At 71.1% G+C, this 26,167-nt stretch carries 21 protein-coding genes, 1 tRNA gene and 1 pseudogene; 16 read left to right on the top strand and 7 right to left on the bottom strand.

All coding sequences use genetic code 11. The features are described from left to right. The first annotated feature begins 423 nt into the window (after positions 1–423). A tRNA-Leu gene (locus tag IEX22_RS09640) sits at positions 424–497 on the top strand. Position 498: 1 nt separating this feature from the next. Here IEX22_RS09640 and IEX22_RS09645 read toward each other — a convergent pair. Continuing rightward, a complete protein-coding gene (locus IEX22_RS09645; protein ID WP_188668135.1) occupies positions 499–666 on the bottom strand; it encodes a hypothetical protein in 168 nt (55 codons plus the stop codon). Positions 667–769: 103 nt separating this feature from the next. Between IEX22_RS09645 and IEX22_RS09650 the strand changes: the two genes are divergently transcribed. The 4 genes and pseudogenes from IEX22_RS09650 (at position 770) to IEX22_RS09660 (ending at position 3,083) form a co-directional block, all read left to right on the top strand. Continuing rightward, a complete protein-coding gene (locus IEX22_RS09650; protein WP_188668136.1) occupies positions 770–1,111 on the top strand; it encodes a PadR family transcriptional regulator in 342 nt (113 codons plus the stop codon). 2 nt (positions 1,112–1,113) lie between these two features. Then, a pseudogene (locus tag IEX22_RS15865) lies at positions 1,114–1,440 on the top strand (DUF1048 domain-containing protein); the annotation flags it as partial. Between the two features lie 90 nt (positions 1,441–1,530). Continuing rightward, positions 1,531–2,325 (top strand): ABC transporter ATP-binding protein, encoded by a 795-nt coding sequence (locus tag IEX22_RS09655; RefSeq protein WP_229659929.1) that lies wholly within the window; start codon positions 1,531–1,533, stop codon positions 2,323–2,325. Beyond that, a complete protein-coding gene (locus tag IEX22_RS09660) occupies positions 2,322–3,083 on the top strand; it encodes an ABC transporter permease (RefSeq protein WP_188668138.1) in 762 nt (253 codons plus the stop codon). Before IEX22_RS09655 ends, IEX22_RS09660 begins: the two co-directional genes overlap by 4 nt. Here IEX22_RS09660 and IEX22_RS09665 read toward each other — a convergent pair. Then, entirely contained in the window at positions 3,062–3,544 is a 483-nt protein-coding gene (locus IEX22_RS09665; protein WP_188668139.1) for a DUF6069 family protein, read from the bottom strand. The two genes, IEX22_RS09660 and IEX22_RS09665, sit on opposite strands and share 22 nt — an antisense overlap. 112 nt (positions 3,545–3,656) lie before the next feature. Here IEX22_RS09665 and IEX22_RS09670 point away from each other — a divergent pair, with 112 nt between their 5' ends. From IEX22_RS09670 to IEX22_RS09680, 4 genes are all read left to right on the top strand, one after another. After that, entirely contained in the window at positions 3,657–4,331 is a 675-nt protein-coding gene (locus IEX22_RS09670) for a TetR/AcrR family transcriptional regulator (protein WP_188668140.1), read from the top strand. Between the two features lie 4 nt (positions 4,332–4,335). Continuing rightward, on the top strand, positions 4,336–9,132 hold the full coding sequence (locus tag IEX22_RS09675; RefSeq protein ID WP_188668141.1) for a DEAD/DEAH box helicase: 4,797 nt from the start codon (positions 4,336–4,338) through the stop codon (positions 9,130–9,132). 115 nt (positions 9,133–9,247) lie between these two features. Beyond that, entirely contained in the window at positions 9,248–9,556 is a 309-nt protein-coding gene (locus IEX22_RS16105; RefSeq protein WP_368855332.1) for a GIY-YIG nuclease family protein, read from the top strand. A 145-nt stretch (positions 9,557–9,701) separates the two neighbouring features. Continuing rightward, positions 9,702–10,346 carry an Abi family protein gene (locus tag IEX22_RS09680; protein ID WP_188668142.1) on the top strand — a complete coding sequence of 215 codons (645 nt, stop codon included), beginning with the start codon at positions 9,702–9,704 and terminating at the stop codon, positions 10,344–10,346. Between the two features lie 16 nt (positions 10,347–10,362). On the opposite strand, the gene IEX22_RS09685 is transcribed toward IEX22_RS09680, so the two are convergent. Next, on the bottom strand, positions 10,363–10,698 hold the full coding sequence (locus tag IEX22_RS09685) for a GroES family chaperonin (RefSeq protein WP_188668143.1): 336 nt from the start codon (positions 10,696–10,698) through the stop codon (positions 10,363–10,365). Between the two features lie 249 nt (positions 10,699–10,947). Between IEX22_RS09685 and IEX22_RS09690 the strand changes: the two genes are divergently transcribed. Next, complete coding sequence (locus IEX22_RS09690; RefSeq protein ID WP_188668144.1) at positions 10,948–11,820, top strand: Bax inhibitor-1/YccA family protein; 873 nt, start codon at positions 10,948–10,950, stop codon at positions 11,818–11,820. Positions 11,821–11,910: 90 nt separating this feature from the next. Here IEX22_RS09690 and IEX22_RS09695 read toward each other — a convergent pair whose 3' ends face one another. The 4 genes from IEX22_RS09695 to IEX22_RS09710 form a co-directional block, all read right to left on the bottom strand. Beyond that, on the bottom strand, positions 11,911–12,687 hold the full coding sequence (locus IEX22_RS09695; protein ID WP_188668145.1) for a hypothetical protein: 777 nt from the start codon (positions 12,685–12,687) through the stop codon (positions 11,911–11,913). Between the two features lie 196 nt (positions 12,688–12,883). Then, the gene (galK, locus tag IEX22_RS09700) at positions 12,884–14,038 is read right to left on the bottom strand and encodes a galactokinase (protein ID WP_188668146.1); all 1,155 of its coding nucleotides are present in this window, start codon (positions 14,036–14,038) and stop codon (positions 12,884–12,886) included. Beyond that, entirely contained in the window at positions 14,035–15,222 is a 1,188-nt protein-coding gene (gene galT / locus IEX22_RS09705; protein ID WP_229659921.1) for a galactose-1-phosphate uridylyltransferase, read from the bottom strand. Before galT ends, galK begins: the two co-directional genes overlap by 4 nt. After that, a complete protein-coding gene (locus tag IEX22_RS09710; protein ID WP_229659922.1) occupies positions 15,219–16,034 on the bottom strand; it encodes a DeoR/GlpR family DNA-binding transcription regulator in 816 nt (271 codons plus the stop codon). Before IEX22_RS09710 ends, galT begins: the two co-directional genes overlap by 4 nt. A 367-nt stretch (positions 16,035–16,401) precedes the next feature. Here IEX22_RS09710 and IEX22_RS09715 point away from each other — a divergent pair, with 367 nt between their 5' ends. From IEX22_RS09715 to IEX22_RS09740, 6 genes are read left to right on the top strand one after another with little or no spacing between them, the layout of a single operon-like run. Further along, the gene (locus IEX22_RS09715; protein WP_188668148.1) at positions 16,402–17,778 is read left to right on the top strand and encodes an ABC transporter substrate-binding protein; all 1,377 of its coding nucleotides are present in this window, start codon (positions 16,402–16,404) and stop codon (positions 17,776–17,778) included. A gap of 16 nt (positions 17,779–17,794) precedes the next feature. Next, complete coding sequence (locus IEX22_RS09720) at positions 17,795–18,745, top strand: carbohydrate ABC transporter permease (RefSeq protein ID WP_188668150.1); 951 nt, start codon at positions 17,795–17,797, stop codon at positions 18,743–18,745. Next, positions 18,742–19,647 carry a carbohydrate ABC transporter permease gene (locus tag IEX22_RS09725; protein WP_188668152.1) on the top strand — a complete coding sequence of 302 codons (906 nt, stop codon included), beginning with the start codon at positions 18,742–18,744 and terminating at the stop codon, positions 19,645–19,647. The genes IEX22_RS09720 and IEX22_RS09725 overlap by 4 nt, the downstream gene beginning before the upstream one ends. Beyond that, entirely contained in the window at positions 19,644–22,952 is a 3,309-nt protein-coding gene (locus tag IEX22_RS09730) for a glycoside hydrolase family 2 TIM barrel-domain containing protein (RefSeq protein WP_229659923.1), read from the top strand. Before IEX22_RS09725 ends, IEX22_RS09730 begins: the two co-directional genes overlap by 4 nt. Continuing rightward, the gene (locus IEX22_RS09735) at positions 22,949–25,210 is read left to right on the top strand and encodes an alpha-galactosidase (RefSeq protein WP_188668154.1); all 2,262 of its coding nucleotides are present in this window, start codon (positions 22,949–22,951) and stop codon (positions 25,208–25,210) included. Before IEX22_RS09730 ends, IEX22_RS09735 begins: the two co-directional genes overlap by 4 nt. Next, positions 25,207–26,142: an aldose 1-epimerase family protein gene (locus IEX22_RS09740; protein WP_188668156.1), complete on the top strand. Its 936-nt coding sequence runs from the start codon at positions 25,207–25,209 to the stop codon at positions 26,140–26,142. The genes IEX22_RS09735 and IEX22_RS09740 overlap by 4 nt, the downstream gene beginning before the upstream one ends. The last annotated feature ends 25 nt before the right edge of the window (positions 26,143–26,167 follow it).

Here is a 26,167-nt window from a genome sequence, read left to right on the forward strand (position 1 = left end):
GATCGAGGCGGAGAACAACTACTACCGTCAGAACAACCCCCAGCACCAACCGGCGCTGGGAGAACCCGCCCTCCACTAAACCCGGGGCGGTTCAGTGGAGCCCGGTTGCGGGAGTGCGCGAGCGGGCCGTGGTGCTGGAGCCCACGCTGTGGCGTCGTTGTTCGGGCTGGGCTGCGGCGCCCACGTGTCGGTCGCAGCGGAGCCCGGTTGCGGGAGTGCGTGATGGGGCTGGGCTGCGGCGCCCACGTGTCGGTCGCAGCGGAGCCCGGTTGGGTGGGTGCGTGATGGGGCTGGGCTGCGGCGCCCCTGGTCTCGGTCGCAGCGGAGCCCGGTGATGGCCGGTCACCGGGCTGGGAGAGGGGACGGTGGGGGTAGATGCACCGCGGAGGCCGGTAGCGTGGGGGAGTCCGGGCTTCGGCCCGCGCCCCAGTAGCCCAATCGGCAGAGGCGGCGGACTTAAAATCCGCGCAGTGTGGGTTCGAGTCCCACCTGGGGCACTCAGCCAGGACGAGCGGCGACCGCCGTGCCGTCACCGGATGCGGATGACGGGCTTGCTCCCAGGTGACCGGACGGCGCCGGTTCTGCGCCGAACATGTCGCCCAGCACGATCATCGCCCCGATGACCTGGCGCGGCCTGGCCACGCCGTCGATCGTGCCGCGGACCACGCCCCTCCTCCCCCTCGTACCGGTTGACCCCTGTCGGACTTCGCTATTCAGCGTTACTATGTACTAGTAATCAACGACACAGAGTAGCGAAGGTGGCCGGCGCGTGGGGAAGCAGATCACCGAGATGCTCAAGGGCACCCTGGAGGGCGTCGTCCTCGCGGTCCTGGCCCTCCGGCCCGCCCACGGGTACGAGATCACCGCGTCGCTGCGCCACCAGGGCTTCACCGACATCGCTGAGGGCACCGTCTACGCGCTGCTCGTGCGTATCGAGCAACGCGGCGTGGTCGACGTCGAGAAGGTGCCCTCGGAGAAGGGCCCGCCGCGCAAGGTGTACACGCTCAACCGCGAGGGCCGCGCCGCCCTCGACGAGTTCTGGAGGACCTGGGACTTCCTCGCGGAACGACTGGACCGGCTCCGGCGGCAAGGAAACCAGCGAGAGGTTTGACCATGTGGATCGAGAAGATCGTCGAGAAGGTCACCGTGGATCTCGGTGAGAAGAAGAGGTACCTCGACTACAAGGCGAGGGTGAAGAGCCTGCCCGGCGGGTACCGCGAGGCTGCTGCCGCGCTCGAGCGCTATCTGCTGTACTTCGGGCCGGGCGACGGCGCCGGCCTCACCGCCATGCTGCACGACCTGGCCGACCTGCTCGAGCAGAGCGCGGCGGACGGGCGCCCCGTGCGCGACGTCGTCGGCGTCGATCCCGTCGACTTCGCCGAGACGTTCCTCGCGAACTACCGCGGCGGCAACTGGGTGCAGAAGGAGCGCGACCGGCTGGCCCGCGCGATCGACCGTGCCGCGGGCGACGCCGCCCCCGACGGGCCCGTCTCCGGGGGGCGGGAAGGGATCCGCGGGGAGGGCGGAACCATGACGACGGCGGCGCCGGCCATCCGGATCCGCGGGCTGGAGAAGTCCTACGGCACGCTGGCGGTGCTGCGCGGCGTCGACCTCGACGTCACCCGCGGCTCCATCCTGGCCCTGCTCGGCTCGAACGGCGCCGGCAAGACCACCGTGGTCCGCATCCTGGCCACCCTCCTGGGCGCCGATGGGGGCACCGCCGCGGTGAACGGGCACGACGTCGTCACGGCGGCGCCGGACGTGCGGGAGTCGCTGAGCCTCACCGGGCAGTTCGCCGCCGTCGACGAGGTGCTCACCGGGCGCGAGAACCTCGTCCTGGTGGGCCGCTTGCGGCACGTGGCCGATCCCCGCCGGGTGGCGGACGAGCTGCTCGAGCGGTTCGCGCTGACCGAGGCCGCCGACCGGCGCGCGGGGACGTACTCGGGTGGCATGGTGCGGCGCCTCGACATCGCGATGAGCCTGATCGGGGACCCGGAGGTGATCGTCCTGGACGAACCGACCACCGGCCTCGACCCGCAGGGCCGGCTCGAGGTGTGGGACACCATCACCGGCCTCGCGCACCGCGGAACCACCGTGCTGCTGACGACGCAGTATCTCGACGAGGCGGAGCACCTGGCCGATCGCGTCGCCATCCTGCACGAGGGGCGGATCCTCGTCGAGGGCACCGTCGCCGAGCTGCGGCGACTGCTCCCGCCGGCCGAGGTCGTCTACGTGGAGAAGCAGCCGACCCTCGAGGAGATCTTCCTCGCCCTCACCGGCTCCTCGACGAGCCATGACACCCCCGACACCGAGGAGCACCGATGAGCACGCACGCGCTCGCGGACACGGCCGCGCTGACCGGCCGGTCCCTGCGCCACATCACGCGCAGCCCCGACACGATCATCACCACGGTGGCGACGCCGATCGCGCTGCTGCTGATCTTCGTCTACGTGTTCGGCGGGGCGATCCAGACCGGGACCGAGTCGTACGTGACGTATCTGCTGCCCGGTATCCTCCTGATCACGATCGCCTCCGGGATCGCCTACACCGCGGTCCGCCTGTTCGCGGATCTGCAGGGCGGGATCGTCGACCGGTTCCGGTCCCTGCCGATCGGCCGGCCCGGGGTGCTGTGGGCGCACGTGCTGACGTCGCTGGTGGCCAACGCGATCGCGCTCGTCGTCGTCGTCCTCGTGGCCCTGCTGATGGGCTTCCGTTCCCCGGCGGGGTTGCCCGCGTGGCTCGCGGTCGCCGGCATCCTGCTGCTCGTCACCCTGGCGCTGACGTGGCTCGCCGTCATCCCCGGGCTGCTGGCGAGGACCATGGACGGGGCGAGCGCGTTCGCCTATCCGCTGATCTTCCTGCCGTTCGTCAGCTCGGCGTTCGCGCCGACCGCCACCATGCCCGGGCCGGTGCGCTGGTTCGCCGAGCACCAGCCGATGACGTCCGTCGTCAACGCGATCCGTGACCTGCTGGCCGGCCGCGCGGCGGGTCCGGACCTGCCGGTGGCGCTCGCCTGGTGCGTCGGCGTCCTGGTCGTCGCGTACGTCGCGGCGATGCTCGTCTACCGGCGCCGGCTCCGCTGACCCGCGGGCCCACCCGAGCGGCGGTCGGCCAGCAGGTAGGCGGGCACGGCCACCGCGGCCACGACGACGTGCATGACCATGAGGGCGAGCACGGCCCCCGTCGTCGTGCCGGGGACGAAACGCGTGACCAGCAGGAGGACGTCCGGCACGAACGAGAGCACGACGACGACGGGGACGAGCACGCTCAGGATCCGGGCCGGCTCCTGCCCGCGCCGCCGTGCGCGCCGATCGACCAGGCGCCACCCGAGCCAGCCGACGACCACCCCGATCACGGTGAGTGTCGCCTGGGCGGGAACGGTGAGGGGCCCGTAGCCCGTGGGGGCGCCCATGGCCACCGCCACCGCGGCGACCACCGCGTTGAGGGCGACGGCGACGACGATCGCACCGATGAGGATGACCGAGGTGCGCAGGCCGGCCGGGCGGGCGAGGCCGGTGTTCGCGGTGGTGGTGACGGTGGGCATGACGACTCCTCGTGGTTCTCGGCGTCGCCGATCGGCGCCGGCTCCGGATACGGGTCCGAATGGTCCCGTAACTAAAACGGTACTCCTCGGTCCCGAAACCTACAATGGCGGGATGAGCCATTCGTCCGCGACGCCTCAGACGTGGGGGGCGTCCGGCGTCCCCGGACGGCCGCGTGACCCCGACCTCGACGACCGGATCCTCGTCGCCACCCAGGACCTGCTGATCGAGCACGGCTACGGCGGGACGACGGTGGAGGCGGTCGCCCGCGCCGCGGGGACGGGCAAGGCCGCCGTGTACCGGAGGTGGCCGAGCAAGGTCGACCTCGTGGTGGCGGCGGTGCGGGTGCTGTCCGCGCCGTCGGCCGTGCCCGACACGGGCACGGTGCGGGGGGACCTGCTCGCCTGCGCGATGCACTACGCCCGGCCCGACGCCCGGGCGGCGCGTGTGCTGGCGAGCCTGCTGAGCGAGATCGGGCGGGACGCCGAGCTGTACGAGGTGGCGCGGGCCTCCATCGGCGAGCCGCCGGTGGCGGCGCTGAGGGCGGTGCTGGAGCGGTGGGCCGCGCGGGGGGCGGTGGACGCCGACGCCCCGATCCCGCTGCTGGCCGGTATCGTCCCGGCGGTCGCCTTCGGCCAGGTGACGCTGCAGCGGCGCGCCCTGGACGTCGCGACCGTCACCGACCTCGTGGATCACGTCCTGCTGCCGGCGCTGGGGGCGCACGGGGACGCGGGGTGGGAAGCGGCGGCTGACGTGGTCACGGAGGTCCACGAAGATCCGGCAAGATGACTGCATGGGGTCAACGACGTTCGAGAGTGTCCTGGATCGGCTGTACTTCACCGCCACGAGCGAGCGGGACAAGGGCACCAAGTTCGAACGGCTGGTGAAGCGGTATCTCGAACTCGAGCCGAAGTACGCGGACCAGTTCTCCGACGTCTGGCTCTGGACCGAGTGGCCCGGCCGCAACGGCCAGGTGGACACCGGCATCGACCTCGTCGCGAAGGACCGATACACCGGTGAGCTGACGGCCATCCAGGCGAAGTTCTTCGACCCCGCCCGGACGCTCCAGAAGGCGCAGATCGACTCGTTCTTCACGGCCAGCGGCAAGGTCGACTTCGCCTACGGCATGGTCGTCTCGACGACTGACCACTGGTCCAAGCACGCCGAGGACGCCCTCGAGAACCAGTCCAAGCAGATGAGCCGCCTCCGGCTGCAGGATCTGGCCGACTCGACCATCGACTGGTCGGCGTTCGACGTCGAGCAGCCCGAGCAGATGCGCAAGTCCCCCGCGAAGGAGCCCCGGAAGTACCAGCGGGAGGCGATCGCTGACGTCGTCGACGGGTTCGCCGCCCAGGACCGGGGCAAGCTCATCATGGCCTGCGGCACCGGCAAAACGTTCACCTCGCTGAAGATCGTCGAGGAGATGGTCCCGGTCGGCGGGACGGTGCTGTTCCTCGTCCCGTCCATCGCGCTGCTCCAGCAGACGTTGAACGAGTGGACGGCGCAGGCGCAGGTTCCGCTACGGCCGCTCGCGGTCTGCTCCGATGCCAAGGTCGGGCGGAAGCAGAACGAGGACGTCTCCGTCCACGACCTCGGGTTCCCCGCCACCACCGATCCGCAGCTGCTGGTCAACCGTGCCCGCATCTCGACCGGCGAGAACCATGTCACTGTCGTCTTCAGCACCTACCAGTCGATCGACGTCATCGCCCAGGCTCAGCAGGCCGGCCTTCCAGATTTCGACCTGATCCTGTGCGATGAGGCCCACCGCACCACCGGCATCACCGAACCCGGTGCCGACGATTCCGCGTTCACCCGGGTGCACGACAACACCTATCTGGTGGGCGCGAAGCGGCTCTACATGACCGCGACGCCGCGGATCTACATCCAGCAGTCCAAGGCGAAGGCCGCGGCCGAGGACGTCGCCGTCTACTCGATGGACGACGAGGCGACCTACGGGCCCGAGCTCCACCACCTCGGCTTCGGCCGGGCCGTGGAAATGGGCCACCTCTCCGACTACAAGGTGCTCGTGCTCGCCGTCGACGAGGACGCCGTCAGCCGATCCTTCCAGGGCCTGCTCGCCGACGAGTCCCACGACCTGCGCCTCGACGACGCTGCCCGCATCGTCGGCTGCTGGAGCGGGCTCTCCAAGCGAGGCGTCAACGGGGAGCGCCTGGACATCAGCGATCACTCGCCGATGCGCCGCGCCGTCGCCTTCGCCCGCAACATCAAGGAGTCGAAGAAGCTCGCGGAGGACTTCGAACTGATCGGCACGCAGCTGGCGGTCGAGGACGACGCCGCGTTGCGGATGGAGGGTGCCCACGTCGACGGCACGTTCAACGTGCTGGAGCGGCAGGCGAAACTCGACTGGCTGAAGGCCGACACCGAGGGCAATCGCGTGCGGATCCTCTCCAACGCCCGGTGCCTCTCCGAGGGCGTCGACGTGCCGACCCTCGACGCCGTGCTGTTCCTCAACCCGCGCAGCTCCCAGGTGGACGTGGTCCAGTCCGTCGGCCGGGTGATGCGCAAGGCCGAGGGCAAGGAGTACGGCTACATCATCCTGCCCATCGCGGTGCCCGCCTCGGAGAGCCCCGAGACGGCATTGGACGACAACAAGCGGTACAAGGTCGTCTGGGACGTCCTGCAAGCCCTGCGCGCGCACGACGACCGATTCGAGGCGATGGTCAACAAGATCGACCTCGACCCGGCCGCCAACCGGACCGTCGACGTGATCGGCGTCGGCGGGAGTGGCGCAGGACAGGACGGCGACGACGACGGTTCGAGCGGCGCCGGCGATGGTGCGCCCGGGCGTGGTGATCAGTTGTCGATGTTCCACCTCGCCAATGCCGACGAGTGGCGCAATGCGATCTTCGCCCGCATGGTGCGCAAGGTCGGCGACCGGCGCTACTGGGAGCAGTGGGCCTCCGACGTCAAGGACATCGCCGACCGGCACACCACCCGGATCCGCACCATCCTCGACGGATCCGAGGAGGCGCGCGCCCAGTTCGCGGAGTTCCTGGCCGGCCTGCGCGGGAACCTCAACGACGGCATCACCGAGGCCAACGCCATCGACATGCTGTCCCAGCACCTGATCACCAAACCGGTCTTCGAGGCGCTGTTCGCCGACTACTCGTTCGCCGCCCACAACCCGGTGAGCCAGGTGATGGACGGCATGCTCGCGGTGCTCGAGGGATACCACCTTGGGTCCGAGATCGCGCCGCTGGAGGACTTCTACCGCTCGGTCCGGATCCGCGCGGAGGGCATCGACTCCGCCGCGGGCAAGCAGAAGATCATCACCGAGCTGTACGAGCGGTTCTTCAAGCTGGCGTTCCCGCGGGTGGCCGAGTCCCTCGGCATCGTCTACACGCCCACCGAGGTAGTGGACTTCATCATCCGCGCCGTCGACGACGTCCTCGTCGAGCACTTCGGCACCTCACTGTCGGGGGAGGGAGTGCACGTGCTCGACCCGTTCACCGGGACCGGCACCTTCATCGCCCGGCTGCTCCAGTCCGGGCGGATCAAGCCGGAGGACCTGCTGCGCAAATACACGCAGGAGTTGCACGCCAACGAGATCCTGCTGCTGCCGTACTACATCGCGGCGATCAACATCGAGGCGACGTTCCATGGCCTGCAGGGTGGGGCCTTCATACCGTTCGACGGCATCGTGTTGACCGACACGTTCCAGTCCTCCGAGCATGGCGATGCATTAGACGAGCGAGTCTTCACCGCCAACAACGAACGTGTCATCGCGCAGAACGCGCTGGACATCCGCGTCATCATCGGCAACCCGCCCTACTCGGTGGGGCAGACCAGCGGTAACGACAACAACGCCAACCTCAAGTACCCGCACCTGGACGCGTCGATCCGGGACACCTACGAGGCCGGGTCCGCAGCGAGTCTTACTAAATCGCTCTATGACTCCTACATCCGCGCGTTCCGGTGGGCGTCAGACCGGATTCTGAAGTCCGACGACGGAGGGGTAGTCGCGTACGTCTCCAACGGCGGCTACATCGACTCCAACTCCGCCGACGGACTGCGGAAGTCCCTGGCTGAAGAGTTCCATCACATCTTTGTGTACAACCTTCGGGGTAACCAGCGCACCGCCGGCGAGCAGAGCCGTAAGGAGGGCGGCAAGATCTTCGACGCAGGCAGCCGGGCCACAGTCGCCGTTCTCATTCTGGTCAAGAGACCCGGGGTAGTCGACTCGTGCGTGCTGCACTACAAGGACATTGGCGACTATCTCGACCGCCGGGCCAAGCTCGACCTCGTCGAGCGGGCGAGCCTCGCGACGCTCGACTGGCAGACTCTCACACCAAACCGCAACGGCGATTGGATCAACCAGCGCAACGATGAATTCAGGACATACACCCCGATCGGCGACAAGGGCAGCGGCCAAGGCATCTTCGCCACCTACTCGGCCGGGCTAAAAACCAACCGCGACGCGTGGGTCTACAACGACTCTGAGGGAGCGCTCCGGGAAACCGTCGGACGCCTCATCGCGAACTACAACGCCGAACTCGATCGAATCGGTAGGGCCGTATCCACTGTCGCTCAGCTACGGTCGGACGCCGTGACCGACCCGACAAAGATCAATTGGGATGGAACGCTCGAGGCCAGATTCCTCAGGAGCGAACGGCTCACCATTGATGAGGCGAGCTTCCGCTCCGGAACCTATCGCCCATTCAACCGTCGGCATGTTTATGCAAACCGACAGCTCAACAACAGCGTGTACAAGCTGCCTTCCCTCTATCCCGACGGTGGAACCGAGAACTACGGCTTTTACAACGTCGGCAACGCCTCGGCGGTCCCGTTCAGCGTGGTCATGACCGACCTTCTCCCGGATCTTCACGTCACCGGGGCCGGCAGCGGCGGCCAGTTCTTCCCCCGTTACACCTATGTCACTGACACGTCCGGCGATGATCTGCTCACCCACGACGCGCCGTCGTCGTCGGGCTTCCGCCGGGTCGACAACATCACCGACGAAGCACTCGCCGACTACCGCGCCGCCTACGGGGCGGACGTCACCAAGGACGACCTCTTCTTCTTCGTCTACGGGCTGCTGCACTCGCCGGAGTACCGGGAGCGGTTCGCCGCGGACCTGAAGAAGATGCTGCCGCGCATCCCGCAGGTCCCCGGCGTCGAGCGCTTCCGCGCCTTCGCCGACGCCGGCCGGGCGCTGTCCGAGCTGCACATCGGCTACGAGAACGTCGAACCCTACCCGCTGACCGAGCGCGAGACCGGGCTCGGGCTGGAGACCGACGCCTACGCGAAGTACGCGGTGACGAAGATGAAGTACGGCGGCAAGTCGGGCGCGTGGGACAGGACCCGCGTGATCTACAACGGCCACCTGACCGTCGAGGGCATCCCCGAGGACGCGCACCGGTACATGCTCGGCTCCCGGTCGGCCGTCGACTGGATCCTCGAGCGGTACCAGGTCAAGACGGACAAGGCGTCCGGCATCGTCAACGACCCCAACGACTGGTCCCGTGAGCACCACCAGCCGCGATACATCATCGACCTGCTCAAGCGGATCGTCACCGTCAGCGTGGAGACCAACCGGATAGTCGACGGCCTCCCCGACCTCGGTGTCTGAGAGCGTGGAGGAGCTGTCGGCCGAGTGGCGGACATTGCTCACCGCGCCGCGCCGGGGGCATGCCGAGCTGCGTCGCCGGGACATCCCGGCAGTTCCTGGTGTGTATGCGTGGTTCGTGGGCGGCGAGTGCGTCTACGTCGGCAGGGCGACCAGCCTGAGGACCAGGTTGAGCAGCCACCGGAGTGGGTCGCGAGACCTGAGCCGGAGCACCCTGCGGGCGTCGGTCGCGGCGCAGGAGCTCGGCGTCCCCCGAGGGGCGGCACGCCAGCGGCCCTCGGTGATGACCGCGGAGCAGATCGCCGCTGTGACGGCGTGGTTCTCAGCGGCGAGCGTCACGTGGATCGAATGCATGACCCAGGTCGAAGCCAAAGCTCTAGAGGATCGATTGCTCGGCAGCCAACGACCGCCACTGAATCTGGTGTAGGTCATTCGGTCGCCTGTCCCGGACAGAACAAGGCCCCGGGGGGTTTCCCTCACCGTGGTGGGTACGCCGTGATTCCCGGGGCTCTCTGTATCCTCCACTGTACGGGGCGGCAGCATTCCTGTCCACGCCGCGACGAAAGGCAGCGATGACGATCTATCCGCCGGTCCGCGACGAGATGATCCGCCTCCTGTCGGTTTCTCGGCTTGAGCCGTATCGGCAAGCATGCAGCGGCGACGTCAAGGCCGCCCTTGCTCTCTATCGATGGAACCTCGAGCTCTCGAGCGCACTTTTCGGGTCGATCCACTATTTCGAGGTCGCACTGAGGAACACCATCGATGCGCAACTGACGAAGGATTATGGCCAAGCCACGGCCTGGTTCGACCGTACGCCTGCGCTGCTGAACTCTGGAGGCCAGAAGAAGGTCAGGGAGGCCAAGAACCGCATCTCCCGAGCGGGACACCTCGTGACGGCCGGTCGGGTCGTCGCCGAACTGGAACTCGGCTTCTGGTGGACCGTGCTCTCCAGCGATTACAACCGGAGCCTCTGGGCCCCATCCTTGAAATTCGCCTTCGTCAACGCCCGACGGGAGCGACTGCACAGCGAGATCGACGAGATCCGCAAGGTGCGCAACCGAATCGCGCACCACGAGCCCCTGTTCACCCGCTCCATCGAAGCGGACTACGAGAGACTCCTCGCGACTGCCGAGCGGATTGACACGCGACTCGCCTGGTGGATTGATGCGACCAGCGACGTGTCGAACGTGCTCCTTCGTCGCCCGAGCGCCCCTTAGTCCCTCCCGACCGGCCCTACAGGTAGAGCCCGGTGCTCGTCTCGGTCGCCTCCGGCGCGGCGACGGCGTGCACGTCCCGCTCGCGCAGCAACACGTAGTCCTGTGCGGCGATCTCGACCTCGAGGCGATCCTCCGGGTCGAACAGCACGCGATCGCGCAGGGCCACCTGCCGCACGCTGGGACCGGTCGCGACGACGTCGGCCCATGCCAGCCGCTTGCCCATGACGGCGGTCGCCGGGATCACGATGCCCGAGGCGGACCGGCGTTCGCTGCTCTCGGCGTCGAGGCTGACGAGGATGCGGTCGTGCAGCATGCGCAGCGGGAGGGAGGAGGCAGCGGAGGAGGCGGGCATGGCGACACGCTTTCGGATCAGCGGCAGGAGACCGGCACCCCTGCCGACCGGCGGCCGGCGGCGGGCACCCGCGTCGAGTGTAGTGGGCACGCGGTCGGCGGTCCGACCCCCGCCGGGCCAGTCCTGCCGAGCCGGAGGCGAGCCGTTCCGTCACGCCCTGAGAGAACAGCTCGCACAAATCCTGGTACGAAAGGCCGTTCTCGATAGACTGGCCGGGTTCGTGGCCCCTTCTCGAGGAGACAAGACACCATGGCAGCCGGCGGCAACCCCCTGCTGAGCAACAACCCCGCCATCACCGGGCGCGGTCAGTACCAGAACGGGCGGGCCGGATACGCGCCCGCGCCTCCCCAGAGCCCCTACGGCCAGAGCCCTTATGGTCAGAGCCCCTACGGGCAGCCGAACGACCTGCAGGACCTGTACAACCGTCCGTCGGCGACCCCGTCGCAGACCGGCCGGATGACCTTCGACGACGTCATCGTCAAGACCACCATGACCCTCGGCCTCGTCGTCGTCGGTGCGGCCATCGGCTGGTTCGTGCCGGGCCTGATGCTGATCGGGCTGATCGGCGGCCTCGTCCTCGGGCTGGTCAACTCCTTCAAGCGGGAGCCGTCGCCGGCGCTCATCCTGGCGTACGCGGCCCTCGAGGGCCTGTTCCTCGGCGGCATCTCCGGCTTCCTCGAGGGGATCTACCCGGGCATCGTCGTCCAGGCCGTCGTCGGGACCCTGTCCGTGTTCGCCGTGACCCTGCTGCTGTTCCGCAGCGGCAAGGTGCGCGCCACCCCGAAGGCGATGAAGTTCTTCCTCATCGCGATGGCCGGCTACGCCCTGTTCTCCCTGGTGAACCTGGGCCTGATGGTCTTCGGCGTCACGGACGGCATGTTCGGGCTGCACAGCGCGACCATCCCCGGCACCTCCATTCCGTGGGGCGTCGTGATCGGGCTGCTCGCCATCGGGCTCGCCGCGTTCTCCCTCATCGTCGACTTCACGTCGATCTCCGAGGGCGTGCGCAACGGCGTCCCCGCCCGGTACTCCTGGAGCGCGGCGTTCGGGCTGACCGTCACCCTGGTCTGGCTGTACGTGGAGATCCTCCGCCTGCTGGCCATCCTGCGCGGCAACGACTGACGCTCGTCCTTCCACGTTGACGACGACGGCCCCGGCATCCGTGCCGGGGCCGCTGTCGTGTCCGGTGATTCCGCGCGACAGCGCCAGCGGTCAATCGGCGGTGTCCCAGTGCCGTGAATGGTCGTGCACGCGGGCGCCGTGCAGCACGAAGCCCGCCGCGATCAGCCAGGCGAGGCCACCGAACCGCACGAGCGGCAGGACGACCGCGACCGCCGGCAGCAGCATGGTGAGGAACGACAGCTCGCCGAGGACGGCGAGCGCTAGGCCGATCCACGCCAGCCAGCCGGGCAGCAGCCCGCGCGTCAGGCCGGGGACGGCGATGCCGGCGATCAGCAGGCCGAGGCCGGTGGCGAACCCGACCCCGCCGAGCAGGAAGGCGACACCGGCGAGGGCGAGGGTGACCGACGGGGTCGCGGCCACCTCGGGCAGCGCGACCACCCACAGGACGGCGCCCGTCACCATCAGCGAGACCGCCGCCGCCGAGCCGCCGAACCAGGCGATCGACGGCCCCGGCACGGCCACGCGCAACTGCCGGAGCTTCGTGTAGAGCGTCGCGGCGTCGATGCCGAGCGGCACGGCCGAGCCGAACGTGCAGAACGCGAGCCACGCGACCGCGCCCGGAACGGCGGTGGCGATGGCCGAGACGGTGCCGCCGAGGCTGGTCGGCGACGGGAAGGCCGCAGCCGCCGCGGCCGCGGAGCCGCCGACCCCGACGACGGTGATCGCCAGCGTCACGATGGCCAGCGCCCCGGCATGCGGGCCGGTCGCTCGACGCCGGTGGGGCCGGGCGTCAGCCGCGGCGGTCGTCGCGGCGTTCGTGGGGTGCTCGGCCGCCGTGCCCCGAGCGTGATCGGAGGACGTGCTCATGCCTCCGATGGTGCGCCGGTCGGCGGTGCCTGTCGAGCCCCACGTGGGCGGCCCCCCGCCGTCGGCACGGATGCCGGACCGGGTCCCCGGAACACGCCGGCGTGGTGGGGGAAACAGCGCTGTATCCCGGGAATGCGTGGCGTGTCGGGAGACAGCGCGTGGCGTATCGGGGGACGGGGTGGACGCCGTCCGGCCCTCAGCCGACCCGGTGGGCGCCGTCGGCCGGTTCGACCGCGAAGACGTCCGGGGCCGTGTACCCGGCGTCGGCGAAGGCGCGGTGCACCGCGGCGGTGACCGCGTCCACGTCGGCGCCTCGCACCAGCGCGATGGCCGACCCGCCGAAGCCGCCGCCGGTCATCCGCGCGCCGATCGCGCCGGCGGACCGTGCCGCGTCGACGGCGGTGTCCAGCTCGGCGCAGCTGATCGCGAAGTCGTCCCGCATCGAGGCGTGGCTGGCGTCGAGCAGGTGCCCGATCGCGGCGGGGGAGGAGGAGCGCAGGGTGGCGACGGTCTCGAGCACCCGCTGGTTCTCCGTGACGACGTGCCGCAGCCGGCGGAAGGTCACCGGATCGAGCCGGTGCTGCGCGTCCTCGAGGTCCGCCACGGTCACGTCGCGCAGGGCCTCGACGCCGAGGGTCTCCCGTGCCAGTTCGGTGGACCGGCGCCGGTCCGCGTAGCCGCCGGTGGCGTGGTCGTGCACGACCCGCGTGTCGATGACCAGCAGCACGAGGCCCTCCTCGGCCAGGGGCAGCGGTACCAGCTCGCTGTGCTGGTCCCGGGTGTCGAGGAACACCGCGTGCCCGCCCGCGCCGCGCAGGGACGCCGTCTGGTCCATGATCCCGGTCGGGGCCCCGGCCATCTCGTTCTCGGCCCGCTGGCACGCCAGGACCAGCTCGTCCAGGCCGAGCGAGGCCCCGGTGAGGTCGCACAGCCCGACGGCCACCGAGCACTCCAGCGCCGCCGAGGAGGAGAGCCCCGAGCCGGTGGGCACCGTCGAGTCGACGAGGATGTCCGCCCCCTCGACGCGGACGCCGCGCTCGCCGAGCGCCCAGACCACGCCGGCGGGGTAGGCGGCCCAGCCGTCCACCGCGCCGGGAGCGAGGGTGACCAGATCGACCTCCACCACGCCGTCCTGGGAGCGGGAGGCCAGCCGCAGCGTCCCGGAGTCGTTCAGGGCGATCGCCGCGGTGGTGGCCGCGTCGATGGCGAACGGCAGGACGAACCCGCCGGTGTAGTCGGTGTGCTCGCCGATCAGGTTGACCCGGCCGGGTGCGGTGAACAGCCCGTCCGGCTTCCCGCCGAAGGTCGTGGCGAAGGCGCCGGCCAGCGTGGACGTGTCGACGGCGCTCATCGGTCGGCCACCGGGTGTGGGGCGGCCGACGGTGCCGCCGCCGGCGCCGGCGAGGCCGGGGAGATCCGGGGCACGCCCGGCACGGCTCGCAGCCGCTCGGCGATCTGCTCGGGCACGGTGTCGTTGATGAACGCCCCCATGGCGGCCTCCGATCCGGCGAGGAACTTGAGCTTGTCGGCCGCCCGCCGCGGGGACGTGACCTGCAGGTGCAGCCAGGCTGCGGCGCGCAGCCGCGGGTCGGCGGGCGCCTGGTGCCACGCCGCGATGTACGGGGTGGGGGTCTCGAACAGGTTGTCCAGCCGGTTCAGGGCGTCCAGGTAGACCCGGGCCGCGTCGTCCCGTTCCGCGTCGGTCAGCTCGTCGAGCCGGCCGACGTGCCGGTGCGCGGTCAGGTGCACCTCGAGCGGCCAGCGCGCCGCGAACGGCACGTAGGAGGTGAAGTGCTCGCCCGTGGTGATGACGCGCGAGCCGTCCCGCTGCTCCGCGGCCAGCAGCCGCTCGCCGAGCAGGGTGCCGGTGGCCTCCCGGTGGGCGGCGGCCCGCTCGCCGAGCAGCGCCCCACGCGGGGTGACGTACGGGTAGGCGTAGATCTGCCCGTGCGGGTGGTGCAGGGTCACCCCGATCTCCGCGCCCCGGTTCTCGAACACGAACACCTGGGCGACGCCGGGCAGTGCGGACAGCGCGGCCGTGCGCTCCGCCCACGCGTCCAGCACCGTGCGGGCCCGCGCCAGCGGCAGCGTCGCGAAGGAACCGGTGTGCTCGGACGTGAAGGCGACGACCTCGCAGCGTCCGGTCGCCGGCACCGCCTCCCCCCAGCGCGGATGGGCCGGCACCGGGCCGGTCGCCGGCCCGAGGGAGGGGAAGCGGTTCTCGAAGACGACGACGTCGTAGTCCGCGGCGGGGATCTCGGACTCGCGCCGCGTCCCGTCCGCGGCCGGGTGCCCGGACGGGCACAGCGGGCACTGGTCGGCGGGCGGCAGGTAGGTGCGGGTCTGCCGGTGCGCGGCGACGGCGGTCCACTCGCCGGACAGCTCGTCGAACCGCAGCTCCCCGGGTTCGGGCCGGGCGGGCAGCGGGCGCGGGTCCGCCGGGGGAGTGAAGCGCGCCGCGGCGGCGGGGTCGTCGAAGAAGTAGAGGATCTCCCGCCCGTCGGCCAGCCGGCCGGGCACCGGCCGCGCGGTCACGAGCCGACCCCCTGCGCCGGGGCGCCCAGCGGCGCGAGGACGACCTCGTCCACGTAGCCGCGGAGCAGGTCGACGGCGGACGGGCTCATCGCCTCGTCCGTGATCAGGGTCTGGATCTCCTCGAGGCCGGCGATCCGGCTCAGCCCGGAGAGCCCGAACTTCGTGTGGTCCGCGAGCACGCACAGCCGGGACGCGGACTCGAGCATCTGCTGGTTGGTCTGGGCCTCGAGGAGGTTCGGGGTGGTGATACCGCGCTCCAGGGACACGCCGTGCACCCCCATGAAGCAGACGTCGACGTTGAGCGTGCGCAGCGCCTGCACCGCGAGCGGCCCCACGAGGGCGTCGGACGGGGTTCGCACCCCACCGGTGGCGATGACGACCGGCCCGCGCTGACCGGCGGTCGTCGCCTCCGAGCTCCACAGCACCTCCGCGACGCGGGGAGAGTTGGTGACGACGGTCAGGTCGGGGATCGGGGCGAGCACCTGGGCGAGGGCGTACGTCGTGGTGCCCGAGTTCAGGGCGATCGCCATCCCGGGTTCGATCAGGCCGACGGCGGCCGCCGCGATCGCGGCCTTCTCGGCCGCCTCGCGGGCTCCCTTCGCGGCGAAACCGGGTTCCTCGGAGGTGGGGGAGGTGCGCAGGGTCGCGCCGCCGTGCACCTTGATCAGCAGGCCGCGCCGGGCCAGGGAGTCCAGGTCGCGGCGGACCGTCATGTCGGACACCTCGAAGGCGTGCACGAGATCGGTCACGCGGACGACGCCCTCGGCCTGCAACCGATCGACGATCGCCTGCTGGCGCTGGGCTGCGAGCACGGTGCCTCCTTCGTGATCGGACGGGACGTCGGCGTGCGGGCGACGGTCGTGAGGACGGGGACGGCCGGCCCGATGCCACGGCACTGAGAGCCAGCGTGCCCCGTCGCCGGCACGGATGTCAACAATTTCCAACATCACCTCCGTTCGCACCCCGAGAATCCGTCAGTCGCCTGATCATCCGAGCGTCTTGAGCCTCACGATGGGGGATCGTTGACAGTCGCTGTGATGTCTGGCACATTCATCCCAACGTCGAAACATGGTGGTTTCTGTTGGATTGTGCACTCGGACGTCCGGGCACGGTCGCGGGGCCACCGGCCGGCGGCCCGCCGTCGCCGTTCCGTTCACCGCCAATCCCCGAGGAGTCGTCATGGGAATCTTCGATCGGCCCGCCTCCGCGCGGCCCCTGTCGCCGTCGCCGTCGGCGGTGAACCCGCTCGCGCGGGTCGACCTGTCCCGCCGGTCCATGCTCGGCGGAGCCCTCGGGCTCTCGGCACTCGGTCTGCTCACCGCGTGCGGCGGATCGTCCACCACCGCGCCGGCCACCACGTCGGGCGCGGCCACCGGCACCGTCACCTTCGGCTCGAACCAGTCCGACGCCGTGCCCAAGGCCGCCTACCAGAAGGTCGTCGACGCCTTCACGAAGGCCCACGACGGGCTGAGCGTGAAGGTCAACACCGTCGACCACAACACTTTCCAGGAATCGATCAACAGCTACCTGCAGGGCGACCCGGACGACGTCTTCACGTGGTTCTCCGGCTTCCGGATGAAGTTCTTCGCCGACCAGGGCCTGGCCGCGGACATCTCGAGCGTGTGGGACTCCATCGGCGGCTCCTTCGCCGACTCCTTCAAGCAGGCCGCCACCGCGACCGACGGCAAGCAGTACTTCGTGCCGTTCACCTACTACCCGTGGGCGGTCTTCTACCGGAAGTCGGTGTTCGAGTCGAAGGGCTACCAGGTCCCCACCACCCTGACCGAGTACGTCGACCTGGCCAAGGGCATGACGAGCGACGGCCTGACGCCCATCGGCTTCGCCGACAAGGACGGCTGGCCGGCCATGGGCACGTTCGACATCCTCAACATGCGCCTGAACGGGTACCAGTTCCACGTCGACCTGATGGGCGGCAAGGAGTCCTGGGACCAGGACCGCGTCAAGGAGGTCTTCAACACCTGGGCCACCCTGCTGCCGTACCACCAGTCCGGCTCGCTGGGCCGCACCTGGCAGGAGGCCGCCCAGGGACTGCAGCAGAAGAAGACCGGCACCTACCTGCTGGGCCTGTTCGTCGCCCAGCAGTTCCAGACGCCCGGCTCCTCGTCCTCGGACCTGGACGACCTGGACTTCTTCACGTTCCCGAAGATCAACGACGAGAACGGCACCGACTCGATCGACGCCCCGATCGACGGCTTCATGATGTCCTCGAAGGCCAAGAACGCGAACGGTGCCCTCGAGTTCCTCAAGTACCTGGGCACGAAGGACGCGGAGAAGGCCAACGTCGAGACCGACAAGTCGATCGTCGGCGCGGCGAAGGACTTCGACACCTCCGGGTACACCGCCCTGCAGAAGAAGGCCGTCGAGGTGGTCTCCTCGGCCAAGAACATCGCGCAGTTCATGGACCGCGACACCCGGCCCGACTTCGCGTCGACCGTGATGATCCCCTCGATCCAGAAGTTCATCCAGAACCCCAAGGACATCAACCCGCTGGTGAGCAGCATCGAGGAGCAGAAGAAGGCCATCTTCGCCGGATGAGCAGGAAGGCAGCATCATGAGCTCCACCGTCAGCTCACCGGGACGCACCCGGCCCGGCCGCGGCGCCGGTCGTGCGCCGGCCGCCCGCCCGGTCCGGAAGGTCCGCCGCCTCACGGTGGTCGACCGGGTCGTGCTCGCCGTCATGGCCGGCGTCCCGGCCCTGCTGGTCGCGGCCCTGATCTGGGGACCGTCCATCGCCTCGATCGTGCTCTCGTTCACGACCTGGAACGGCGTCACGCCGCCCCGGTTCATCGGCACCCGCAACTACGAGCAGATCACCACCATCTACCCGCCGTTCTGGCCGGCGGTGAGCCACAACGTGATCTGGCTGTTGTTCCTGCTGCTGATCGCCACGCCGCTCGGCCTGCTGCTCGCCGTCATGCTCGACAAGCAGATCCGGTTCACTCGCGTCTACCAGAGCGTGTTCTACCTGCCCGTCGTGCTCTCCCTCGCCCTCGTCGGGTTCATCTGGCAGCTCATCTACTCCCAGGACCAGGGACTGATCAACCAGCTGACCGGCGCCGACGTCAACTGGCTCGGTGACAGTTCCATCAATCTGCCCGCCGTGCTGGTGGCCGCCGGCTGGCGGCACGTCGGCTACATCATGGTGCTGTACCTGGCCGGGTTGAAGGGTGTGGACACCGAGATGAAGGAGGCCGCCGCCCTCGACGGCGCGACCGAGACCCAGACGTTCTTCCGGGTCGTGTTCCCGACGCTCAAACCGATCAACATCGTCGTCCTCGTCGTGACCGTGATCGAGGGGCTGCGCGCCTTCGACATCGTCTACATCGTCAACAAGGGCACCAACGGGCTCGAGCTGCTCTCCGTGCTGATCACCAACAACATCCTCGGCGAGGCCAGCCGGATCGGCTTCGGTTCCGCGCTCGCGGTGATCCTGCTCGTCATCTCGCTGGCGTTCATCGTCACGTACCTGTACCAGAACTTCCGGAAGGAGGACGCCCGATGAGCACGGCCACGGCCACGCCGAACAGCCGGCGTCCCGCACGGGACGAGACCCCCCATCCCGCCGGGGCGGAACACCGCAAGCCGTTGCGGCCCGCCCGCGTCGTCCTGCACGTCTTCCTCATCGTCTGCGCGGTGCTGTGGCTGATCCCGCTGCTGTGGGCGCTGTACACGTCGCTGCGTCCCTATGCCGAGACCGCGACGAAGGGCTACGTGTCGCTGCCCTCGACGCTGACGCTGCAGAACTACATCACGGCGTGGAACCAGGGCCAGATGCCGCGGTTCTTCCTCAACTCCCTGCTCATCGCCGTGCCCGCGGTGATCATCGTGCTGCTGCTCGCCTCCGCCGCCGCCTTCGTGCTCTCCCGCTTCAGCTTCGCCCTCAACATCGGGCTGCTGATGTTCTTCACCGCGGCCAATCTGCTGCCGCAGCAGGTCATCATCACCCCGCTGTACCGGCTGTTCCTCAACCTCGGGATCTACAACACGCAGTTCGGCATCGTGCTGATCAACGTGGCGTTCCAGATGGGCTTCTGCGTGTTCGTGCTGTCCAACTTCATGCGGGCCCTGCCGCACGAGCTGACGGAGGCGGCCCTCGTGGACGGGGCGAGCGTGTGGCGCCAGTACACGAGCGTCATCCTGCCGCTGACCCGGCCCGCGCTCGCGGCCCTGGCCACCCTCGAGTTCGCGTGGATCTACAACGACTTCTTCTGGGCCCTCGTGCTGCTGCGCGACGGCTCCCTGATGCCGGTGACGACGGCGCTGAACAACCTCAAGGGCAACTTCTTCACCGACAACAACCTCATCGCCGCCGGGGCCATCCTCGTGGCCCTGCCGACCGTGCTGATCTACGTGCTGCTGCAGAAGCACTTCGTCTCGGGGCTCACGCTCGGAGCCAACAAGTGAGGCCCGACGTGCTGCCCGCCGGCTGGGAGGACCTCGTCGCGCCGGGGGCGGGGGCGCTGCCGCCGGCGGCCGCGGTCGAGACCACCGCGCCGAGCGTCTCCCTCGACGGGGACTGGCAGTTCCGCTGGACCGCCCGCCGCACGGACGCGCCGGCCATGCCCGGCGAGCACGCCGAGCCCGGCCACGCCTACGCCGACCGCGTCACCGTACCGGGGCACTGGGTCCTGCAGGGCGGGCAGCCGGCCGGCCGCGGCCCGTGGGGTTCGCCCTGGTACACCAACGTGAACTACCCGTTCCCGGTGGACCCGCCGTTCGTGCCCGACGACAGCGCCGTCGGCGACCACCGCGTCGAGTTCACCCTGCCCGGGCCCGACGACGCCGATCACCCGCTGCACGGCTGGCAGGAGGCCCGCGCCCTGCTGGCCCGGTTCGACGGGGTCGACGGCGCCGACGCGGTGTGGGTCAACGGCACCCCGGTCGGGTGGGCCACCGGCAGCCGCCTGGTGCACGAGTTCGACGTCGCCCCCCACGCCCACCCCGGCGTCAACGTCCTGCAGGTCCGGGTGCACCGGTTCAGCGCCGCCAGCTACCTGGAGGACCAGGACCAGTGGTGGCTGCCCGGCATCTTCCGCCCGGTCACCCTGCGGCTGCGCCCGCGGGCCGGCATCGACGACGTCGACCTGGCCCCGGACCTCGACCCGGGGACCGGCGCCGGCATCCTCGACGTCACCGTCACCGCCCCGGCCGACGCCTTCCCGGCGCGGCTGCACGTGCCCGAGCTCGGCGTCGACGTCACGCTCGGCGCGCACCGGCAGCGGATCGAGGTCGGCCCGGTTCAGGCGTGGTCCGACGACGCGCCGCGCCGGTACACCGTGCACGTCGAGGCGCCGGGGGAGACGGTGACGCTGCGCACCGGGTTCCGGCGGATCGAGATCCGCGACGCGGTGCTGCTGGCCAACGGCCGCCCGGTGCGGCTGCGCGGCGTCAACCGGCACGAGTTCCACCCGCGCACCGGCCGGGCCGTCACCGAGGAGTTCACCCGTGCCGAGCTGATCCGCATGAAGCGGCACAACATCAACGCGATCCGCACCAGCCACTACCCGCCCGCGCACCACCTGCTCGAGCTGGCCGACGAACTCGGGCTGTGGGTGATCGACGAGTGCGACCTGGAGACGCACGGCTTCGTGCACCAGCAGTGGCGGCGCAACCCGAGCGACGACCCCGCGTGGCGGGACGCCTACCTGGACCGGATCGCCCGGACCTGGGAACGGGACAAGAACCATCCGTGCCTGGTGATGGTGTCCCTGGGCAACGAGTCCGGCACGGGCGCCAACCTCGCCGCGATGAGCGCGTGGCTGAAGGGGCGCGGCTGCCCGCTGCCGGTGCACTACGAGGGGGACCGCGAGAGCCGCTACACCGACGTGTACTCGCGGATGTACCCGACGTACCGGGAGTGCGAGCACGTCCTCGCCGGAGAGCTGGTCCCCAGCGTGCCCGACGACGGGCAGGAACGGCTCGCCACCCGCCCCTTCGTGCTGTGCGAGTACGGGCACGCCATGGGCAACGGCCCCGGCGGCCTCGCCCGGTATGAGCAGCTGATCGACCGGTATCCGCGGTTCGCCGGCGGCTTCGTCTGGGAGTGGAAGGACCACGGCATCGCGACCGCCACCGTCGACGGCACCCCGTACTGGGCGCACGGCGGGGACTTCGGCGAGCCCGTCCACGACGGCACGTTCGTGCTCGACGGGGTGTGCTTCCCCGACGGCACGCCGAGCCCGGCGCTGCTGGACCTGCGGTCCACCTTCGCCCCGGTGCGGATCACGGTCGGCGACGACGGCCGGGTCACCGTCCGCAACCGCAACACCGGCGTGGACACGGGGTACCTGCGCTTCACGTGGCGGCTCGAGGTCGACGGCGTCGCCATCGCCGCGGGGGACCTGCCCCTGGCCGCCGTGGCGGCCGGGGACACCGGCATCGCCGCCGTCCCCGATCTCGGTGTTCCGGGCCTCGGCGACGACGGCGCCGGCGATCCCGGCGACCACCGGCCGGGCGACGTCGCCCCCGGCCGGACCTCCGCGGCGGCCGGCACGGGCGCCCCGGTCGCCGTGCACCCGGAGAGCTGGCTGGTCGTCACCGCCGCGCTCGCGGCGGATGCCGCCTGGGCCCCGGCGGGTCACGTGGTCGCCGTCGGTCAGGGCCGGCTGGCGGGCCCGCCGCCGGGACCCGCCCCCGTGGCGGCCGTGGCGGCCACGGGTGGAGCGGACGCGCCGGACCCCGGTGGCGACACCGACCCGGGCCCCCGCGGCACCGTGCGCCGGATCGGGATCGCGGGCTTCTCCGCCGGCGGCGAGCTGCTCTCCCTCGGGAACCTGCCCGTCCTCGGTGTCGGCCTGGCGTTGGACCGGGCACCCACCGACAACGACCGCGGCACCATCGAACCGACGCGGGACACCCGCCGCTCCGACCGCCCCGGCTTCGACTGGGACGCCGACGCCGGCACGGACCGGGTCCCGGTCGCCGCGGCGACCCCGTGGGCCGAGCACCGGCTCGGGGACTGGCAGCGCCGCACCGTCGCCGTGCACGGGGTGGCGACCGCCGCTCCGGACGCCGCGCTGACCCGCGTCGAACGGTGGGGAGAGCCGGCCGGCGACGCGGCCGCCCGCGTGACGACGACGTGGCGCCCGACCCCGGGCGGGGTGTCCCTGACCGTCACCATCACACCCGAGGGGTCCGCCGTGGAGCGCCCGCTGCCGGTCGCCCGCGAGGGCATCGTGGTGACGCTGCCCGCCGGTCCGGCCGCTGTCATCGATACCGCCGTCATCGACACCGCTGTCATCGATACCGTCCAGTGGTTCGGTCCCGGCCCGCAGGAGACCTACGCGGACACCGCGATCGGCGCCCGCGTCGGCCGCCACCGCCTCCCGCTGGACGAGTTCATCACGAGCTATCCGTCCCCGCAGGAGAACGGCAACCGCCGCGGCGTGCGGTGGCTCCAGCTGCTCTCGGATGCCGGAGCGGACGCCGACGACCGGGCACCGGTGCTGACCGTGCGCGTGCTCGCGGCGGACTCCGTCGACGGCTGGCTGAACGTCAACGTCCAGCGGCACACGCCGGCGCAGCTCGCGGCGGCCGACCACCCGCACGAGCTGCCCCCGTCCGACGTGCTGCACCTGCACCTCGACGTCGCCCAGCACGGCATCGGCAGCCGCTCCTGCGGGGTCGACGTCGAACCCGAGCACCGGGTGACCCTGCACGAGGCGACGTTCACCGTCGAGTTCCTCACCCCGTCCGGGGGGACCGCATGACGCCGTCGCGCCTCGTGTACCTGCGCGCCGCCGGCGTCAGCGTCCTGCTGGACCTGCCCGGTACCGGGGACGCCGGCCGGGCCGTGCCCGCGTTCCTGCACTGGGGGCCGGACCTCGGCCCGACGCCGCCCCCGGCGGCCGCCTTCACCGCCCCGGTCACCCACTCCGGCTGGGACGAGCCCGCCACCGCGCCGATCGTGCCGGCCGCCGCGGACGGCTGGCGGGGGCGCCCGGCTCTGCGTGGCAGCCGCGCCGGGACCGACTACTCCCCGCACTGGCGGGTCGTCTCGTCCCGGGTCGACGTCGCGGCCGAGCACGACGCGGCCGGCGCCGGGACCGGCGGGAGGGTGCGGCTGGACCTGGCCGACGAGGCCGCCGGGCTGGGCCTGACGTGGACGCTGGACCTGAGCGTCACCGGCGTCGTCCGGGTCGACGCGGCCGTCCGCAACACCGGCGCCACGCCGTACCAGCTCGCCGGGCTGGAGGTGAGCCTGCCGGTCGGGCCCGCGGCGCGCGAGTTGATGGACCTGACCGGCACCTGGACCCGCGAGCGGCACCCGCAGCGGCTGCCCTTCGCCCAGGGCGCCTGGGTGCGCGCCGGCCGGCACGGCCGCACCGGGCACGATGCGCCCACCGTCCTCTGTGCCGGCGAGGAGGGCTTCGCCCACCGCCGCGGCCGGGTGTGGGCCGTGCACCTGGCCGCCAGCGGGGACACCGAGGTGTTCGCCGAGCGCCTGCCGGACCCGTCCCGCCGGCTCGGCGGTGGCGAGCTGCTCGGCCCGGGGGAGATCGAGCTCGCCCCGGGGGAGGAGTACCGCACGCCCACGCTGTTCGGCGCCTGCGCCGAGGCCGGACTCGACGGCGTCGCCGCCGCCTTCCACCGGTGGGTGCGGGGCCGCCCGCAGCACCCGGCCACGCCCCGTCCGGTCATCCTCAACACGTGGGAGGCCGTGTACTTCCGGCACGACCTCGCCGCCCTGACCGAGCTGGCCGACGTCGCCGCCGACATCGGCGTCGAACGCTTCGTCCTCGACGACGGGTGGTTCGGCCATCGCCGCGACGACACCGCGGGGCTGGGGGACTGGTGGGTCGATCCCGCCGTCTGGCCCGACGGACTCGGCCCGCTGATCGATCACGTCACCGGGCTCGGCCTCGAGTTCGGGATCTGGGTCGAACCGGAGATGGTCAGCCCCGACTCCGACCTCGCCCGCGCCCACCCGGACTGGATCTCCGGCCCGGGACCGGGGCGGACACCGGCCTCGTGGCGGCACCAGCAGGTGCTCGACCTGGTCCACCCGGAGGCGTTCGCGTACGTGCTCGGGACGCTGGACGCGCTGCTGACCACCTACCCGATCCGCTATCTGAAGTGGGACCAGAACCGCGACCACACCGAACTCGGCCACGGCGGCCGGGCCGCCGCCCACGCCCAGACGGCGGCCGGGCTCGCCCTGATGGCCGAGCTGAAGCGCCGGCATCCGGGCCTGGAGATCGAGAGCTGCTCCTCGGGTGGGGCCCGCGTCGACCTGGCGGTGCTCGAGCACACCGACCGGGTGTGGGCGTCCGACTCGAACGACGCCCTCGAACGGCAGACCATCCAGCAGTACACCGGCCTGCTGCTGCCGCCCGAGCTGATCGGCGCCCACATCGGCCCGCCCACCGCCCACTCGTCCGGCCGCACCCACGCCCTCGGGTTCCGCGCCGTCACCGCCCTCTTCGGCCATCTCGGGCTGGAGTGGGACATCCGCCGGACCGGCCCGCGTGAGCGGGACGAACTGCGGCACGTGATCGGGCTCTACCGGCGCCACCGCGCGCTGCTGCACGGCGGCACCAGCGTCCGGGCGGATACCCCCGGCACGGGGCTGGGCATCCACGGCGTCGTCGCTCCGGACGCCGGCGCCGCCCTGTACGCGGTGGTCGCGACCGGCACGAGCCCGGACGCGGCGCCCGGCCCGCAGCCCCTGCCGGGCCTGGACCCGGACGGGACGTACGACGTCGAGCTGGTCGACCCGCTGCACCCCGGACCGGCGGACTTCCACGCCCCCACCGACCCGGCCGCCGGCCATGGCGCGGAGGACCACACGCTGAAGGAGAAGCGCAGCCCGGCCTGGGTGCCGCGCCTGACGGGCGTGTCCGGCGCGGCCCTGGCGAACGCCGGCCTCACCCTGCCCGTGCTCAACCCCGAGCAGGCCCTGCTGCTGCACGTGCGGCGCACCGCCCCTGTCTCCGGCGCCGGCGCGCCGGGTACCGTGAGCGCATGACGGCATCGACCCGGCCCGCGACGGGCGAGCAGTACGAGATCGCCGCGGGGGACACCCGCGCCGTGATCACCGAACTCGCCGCCGGCCTGCGATTGTTCGAGGTCGACGGCACGGCCCTGACCGAGACGTACCCCGATGACGCCATCGCCCCGGGCGCCGCGGGCATCACCCTGGCCCCGTGGCCGAACCGGATCGCCGCCGGCCGCTGGACCCAGCGCCTGCCCGACGGCGGGACGAAGACCCAGCAGCTGGACATCACCGAGCCGTCCCGCGGCAACGCCAGTCACGGGCTGCTCCGCAACACCGGCTACACGCCCATCGAGCACCGGGCCGACTCGGTCACCCTCTCGGCCGGCATCTACCCGCAACACGGCTACCCGTTCCACCTGATCCACGACGTGCACTACGCGGTCGCCGACGACGGGGCGCTGAGCGTGCGCCAACGGCTGACCAACCGGGGCAGCGGGACGGCGCCGGCCGCCCTCGGGGCCCATCCCTACCTGCGGGTCGGAGCCGTCCCCGTCGAGGACCTGACCCTGCGGGTGGAGGCGGCCACCCGCGTCGTCGCCGACCCGCAGACCCTGATCCCGACGGGCACCGAGCCCGTCGCCTGTGAGCACGACCTGCGCGGCGGGGTACGGATCGGCGGCCTGCGCACGGACAGCGCGTACACCGATCTGACGGCGACCGACGGGGAGCACCGGCACGAGCTGCGCGCCCCGGACGGCACCGGGGTGCAGCTGTGGACGGGTCCGGAGTGCCGGTGGGTGCACGTGTTCGTCACCGACGACACCCCGGGCCTGCCCCTGGCCGTCGCGATCGAGCCGATGAGCGCCCCGGCGAACGCGTTCAACTCCGGTGACGGGCTGCGCTGGCTCGCACCCGGGGAGGACCTGACCATCACGTGGGGCATCCGCCGCCTGACCGCCTGAGCCGACATTCCCGGCACCCGGCCGC

The organism is Tersicoccus solisilvae, from assembly GCF_014643255.1.
Classification (GTDB): domain Bacteria; phylum Actinomycetota; class Actinomycetes; order Actinomycetales; family Micrococcaceae; genus Tersicoccus; species Tersicoccus solisilvae.